Consider the following 4971-nt stretch of genomic DNA (forward strand, 5'->3'; position numbering starts at 1 on the left):
CATTAGAGCCATTAAAGCTAGCATACCGTTAACTCTCATTCTTAATATCCTTATTATTTTTAATAGCGACTCTATAGTGGTAATTACTGCATACGCCTCACTGCTCGTGCTAATAATCCACTATTTATATTATTGGTTCACATAATTACGATGAACTACCAGCTCGCCGAGTCTATTAGCTAACCTGAGCTGTGGAAAATTAACAGCCCATTAGGAACGTTAGAAATTATTGCGGTAGGCAAGTTTTAGATAATGTGCCAAGTAGAGGGTACAAAGCAGAGTCGCGCTGATCATTTCACACGTAATGCTATTGCTATGGCGGGTTGTCTGCTTTAGTTAAAGTTAAACTCTTTAGTTATTGTTTAAATCAATTTCAGATTAATGAGTGACAGATAAAAAGCAATGAAACCGCAAGCCATACAGCTGAGCGGTTTCATTAATGAAGTTATATTAAACTCCTTGGATTAACCAAGTACTTTCATACGCTCTTCAAGCGGCTTAAATTCTTTGTCGCCTGCTGCTTGCTCGATAGCGCCAAACACCATTTGTGCATTTAATTCCCAATCTGAAGATATGTTCCACTCATCTGCAACTTTTTGATCTATAACAGGGTTGTAATGTTGTAAGTTGGCACCAATGTCTAAGCTAGCCAATGCTGTCCAAATCGCATACTGATGCATAGCGCTGCTTTGATGTGCCCAAATTGGAAATTTGTCGGCATACAAAGGGGCTGCTTCTTGCATGTTTCTCACGACGCCTTTGTCTTCAAAGAACAATACCGTACCTGCCCCTGCTCTAAAGCCAGCAATTTTATCTTTAGTAGCTTGGAATTTTTCGTCGTCACCAACAATAACGCGAAGTGTTTCTTCAGTAATGTCCCACAGTTTGCGATGATCATCAGCAAACAAAACCACCAGACGTGCCGATTGTGAGTTAAACGCTGATGGTGTATGCAAAACGGCATGCTCAACAAGTTTAACTACTTCCTCGTTAGACACAGGCAACTGATCGCTTAGTGCATAGATAGTGCGACGCTTCTCTGCTAATTGTTGAAAATCTTTTAAATTTGACATCATTATCTCCTGTGGTTGTTCAAAAATTTAACTAACTAAAAAAATAGTTACTTACCTAACAGTAACCAAAAACCGAGCACTAATAATAAATAATTCATTACTTTTAAAAATAGCGCTTTATCCAGTGTTGCATTAATTTTTACCCCTAGCCAATTACCAACAAATGCTAGTGGGAAAAATGCCAGTGCTGTTAAAATTATCTCAGCTGTTAACAAGCCGAATGATAGAGCTGCAATCAGTTTTATTACATTCATCATGGCAAAAAATACCGCCGCAGTAGCAACAAATTTACCCGGCGTAAGCCCAATCGCTGTGAAATAAATAATAATGGGTGGCCCACCCGCATGCACTAAGCTGCTAGTAATACCAGAGAACACCGACATTATTGCCGCGCCCATTTTATTACTGAGAATTTTGAGCGAACTTTTCATAAAGAAAATATTTTTGATTGAAAAAACAATACATATAAAGGCGATTATTAAGCGTAAATGCTCTGCATTAATAATATCTATAATTAAATAAGCAATCAGTACACCTAAGATTGCCCCTGGAATGAGCGGCAACAGTAATTGATTATCCCATTTACGCCAGTAACTTCTTACGCTTAATACATCAGCAATAATTAATAGTGGCAGCATCAGTGCTATAGCTTGCGCTGCTGGTAATTTTAGCATTAGCAGCGGCACAGCAAATACGCCTAATGCCCCTGCAAATGCCGATTTTGAAACACCTATCAACACCACAACCGCGGCTATTAGAACAAGTGCTGTAATATCCATGTTAGAAGTCCGCCGGTAATTCAAACCATAAAGCTTCAAGTTTAGCTGTTGCTTCAAGCTTTAACTCTGCCGCTGGGTCAACCGCAAAGGCGTCACCTGCAGCAAACTCTTTACCATCGACCATCACACTACCTTTTACAATGTGCAAGTAACCAATGTGCTTACCTGAGTCCAGCTTAAACGTTTGTTGTGCGTCTAACACTAAGCGTGACAAGCTTGCATCTTGATTAATCGATAAGGTATTTTCGCCGCCCGTTGGCGTGAGCAATGGCGTTAATGGACCTGTTTGGGTAATACTTTTTTGCTCGTAACTTGGTTTAATCCCCATTTTATTAGGTTGTATCCAAATTTGTAAAAACTTAACTTTGTCAGTGCTTGAAGCATTATATTCAGAGTGCATTACGCCACTGCCGGCACTCATACGTTGCACGTCACCGGCCGGTACCGTGTGCTTATTACCTTCACTGTCTTCGTGCTTTAGTGCACCTTCCATTACATACGAGATAATTTCCATATCGCGGTGGCCATGCGTGCCAAAGCCTTTTCCTGGCATTACCATGTCGTCGTTAATTACGCGCAGTGCTGACACACCCATATGTTTTGGATCGTAATAACTACCAAACGAAAAACTATGTTTGCTTTGCAACCAACCCAGATCGACCGAACCGCGCTCGTGTGCTTTTCTTATATATTTCATCATAAATTCCTTCATTTATTTCAATGAAGCCAGTTTACTACTGCGTTTATACGATTAAAATTAGCTGTTTTAGCACCAATCATTCTATTCAACAGAATGTTTATTGTAATTCTTCACATTGGTATCTTAGCTCTGCTAAAAATGCTCTGGCTGCAGGGCCTAAGCTGTCGCCATCTTTAAAGATTAAATGCAATTGCATAGAGCGCTTACTGTTATGTTGTAAAGGAAGTGCTTTCAGTTTGCCCTGTGCTAGTTCATTTTTTATAGAACTTGTAGGTAGCCACGCAAACCCTAAACCACTGCAGATCATATCAATAGAAGTGCGCAAGTGACTGACCGTCCAGCGCTGGTTAGCCCCTAACCAACCTGCATCACTTTTGCGATGCATACCCGAGTCGCGTACTACAATTTGACGATGACTTTTTAAATCCTCTGCGGTTAAATCTCTATCCAGTGAATGTAAAGTGTGATCGGGATTGGCAACAGCAATAAAGTCTATTTGGCAAAGTTGCTCACTAAAGCCTTCGGTTAGTGCCACCGGTGAAATAGCAATATCGACGTCTGCATTTTCAATCAGTTCACTTGCTCCACTCAGTACCGATTCCACCAGCTCAATTTGCAGCATTGGGTACTGGGCAGAAACAGTATCAAGCACTTTATATAACCTTGCTTGCGGGAACATTTCATCAACCGCAATTTTTAAGCTCCCTTCTGTACCTTGACCCAGGGTATGACCTACTATTTCCAACTTGGCGGCTTCATCAAGCAAAAAGTTGGCGCGCTTAAGCATTAACTTTCCCGCTTCGGTGAGCACCGTTTTTCGCCCTTCTATTTCAAATAATTTCACATCAAGCGAGCTTTCTATTTTACTCACCGCATTATGAATACTTGACTGACTTTTATGAATTCCTAGCGAGGCTTGATTAAAGCCACCAAATTGCACCACAGAGCGAAACATACGCCATTGCTCTAGTGTGACTCTAAGCATGATTACCTCTTATTACTGTAATTTGTATTTTTGTTGTTAATTCTGCAGGCTATCTTCAAACACCTTAGCTTGATAAAAACCACACCTAATCCATAAATTAGGTATGATTTTTATCATAATTTCAAATAATTAGCTTTTTCAACTCAATAGAGCCTGGCATTATTTAAGCGGAATAAACTCTTTATCATCACCTGGAATAGTTGGAAAGCGCCCATTTTCCCAATCGTCTTTCGCTTGCTCAATGCGCTCTTTGCTAAATGACACAAAGTTCCAATACAAAAAGGGTACTTTTTCAAATTTATCGCCACCTAACATGATAAAGCGGCCGTCACTGGCCAGCGTAATTTCGCTATCACCAGACTCTAATAAAATAAACTCATTAGTCCCGAAGGTTTCACCATTAACCGTTACTTCGCCACAAATGGTAAAGATTGCCGTTTCTTGTTCTGGGTGTGGGCGCTTTATAACACTGCCTTTGCTGGCAACCACATCAATATAAAACATCGGTGAATAGGTTTTAACCGGCGAACTTAAACCATACGCTTCGCCCACCACGAGTCGCATCATTACTCCTTCGTGAGTAATGTGCGGTAGTTGGCTTTTTTTCACATGATTAAACGACGGTTCAATTTCTGCCATCGCTTCTGGTAAGGCAACCCAGCACTGTAAACCGCTAATTGAATGTGGATTGGCACGTACTTCAAAGCTTTCACGCTCTGAATGAGTGATCCCCTTACCTGAGGTCATCCAGTTAACATCACCGGGGCGAATTTCTAAATTATTACCCAGTGAATCTCGATGTAAAATACTGCCATCAAACAGGTAAGTTAATGTTGATAAACCAATATGTGGATGCGGTCTGACATTTATACCTTGACCCGCAGGGAAATTATTAGGCCCCATTTGGTCAAAGAAAACAAAGGGACCGACCATACGTTTTTCTTGATGAGGTAAAACGCGTTTTACATTTAGTCCACCAATATCATGCTCTTTCGCTTTAAGCACTGTAGCCATAATAAACATCCTCTTAAGTTGCTTTATTAAAATAAACGTAAGTTTTTGTATTTTATATATAAACAGTTATCTACAATTGATAGTGTAATTTACTGTTAGTCAACATTATTTGTTCTTATTTAATTAATGAATGCTAACATTTAAGCCAGCAGCATTCTTTATTTCAGAATGTTAGCACTTCATTGCAATAACACAAACCAAACAGCTAATTTACATGGTGGTTTTTAATTCTTATTTTTAACTTAAAGCGTTCTTATTTTTAGATTAAGATGCGCCTACCTGTGAAATAATGTGTAGCATCAATTAGCCAATAATTTAGCCTATAAATCGCAGCTGAGAGTTGATTATATGCGGGTATTTCACGCATCAAACTGCCTGTATTTTGCACCAAAATATAACTTTAGGGTTCAAAATAGACCC

General features: G+C 39.6%; 5 protein-coding genes. All 5 read right to left on the reverse strand.

The genetic code is table 11. The annotated features are described in order from the left end of the window. Nucleotides 1–464 precede the first annotated feature (464 nt). The 5 genes from ABYB02_RS14545 to ABYB02_RS14565 all read right to left on the reverse strand — a co-directional run bounded on the left by ABYB02_RS14545 (nucleotide 465) and on the right by ABYB02_RS14565 (nucleotide 4551). A complete protein-coding gene (locus tag ABYB02_RS14545; protein ID WP_372763129.1) occupies nucleotides 465–1076 on the reverse strand; it encodes a nitroreductase family protein in 612 nt (203 codons plus the stop codon). Nucleotides 1077–1120: 44 nt separating this feature from the next. Continuing rightward, complete coding sequence (locus ABYB02_RS14550; protein ID WP_372763130.1) at nucleotides 1121–1852, reverse strand: sulfite exporter TauE/SafE family protein; 732 nt, start codon at nucleotides 1850–1852, stop codon at nucleotides 1121–1123. 1 nt (nucleotide 1853) lies between these two features. Then, nucleotides 1854–2549 (reverse strand): pirin family protein, encoded by a 696-nt coding sequence (locus ABYB02_RS14555; RefSeq protein ID WP_372763133.1) that lies wholly within the window; start codon nucleotides 2547–2549, stop codon nucleotides 1854–1856. A gap of 100 nt (nucleotides 2550–2649) precedes the next feature. Further along, nucleotides 2650–3537, reverse strand: a complete 888-nt coding sequence (locus tag ABYB02_RS14560; RefSeq protein ID WP_372763131.1) for a LysR family transcriptional regulator — start codon at nucleotides 3535–3537, stop codon at nucleotides 2650–2652. A 159-nt stretch (nucleotides 3538–3696) separates the two neighbouring features. Beyond that, nucleotides 3697–4551: a pirin family protein gene (locus tag ABYB02_RS14565; protein ID WP_372763132.1), complete on the reverse strand. Its 855-nt coding sequence runs from the start codon at nucleotides 4549–4551 to the stop codon at nucleotides 3697–3699. Between the last annotated feature and the right edge of the window lie 420 nt (nucleotides 4552–4971).

It is taken from the genome of Pseudoalteromonas sp., assembly GCF_041613455.1.
In the GTDB taxonomy this organism is placed as follows: Bacteria; Pseudomonadota; Gammaproteobacteria; order Enterobacterales; family Alteromonadaceae; genus Pseudoalteromonas.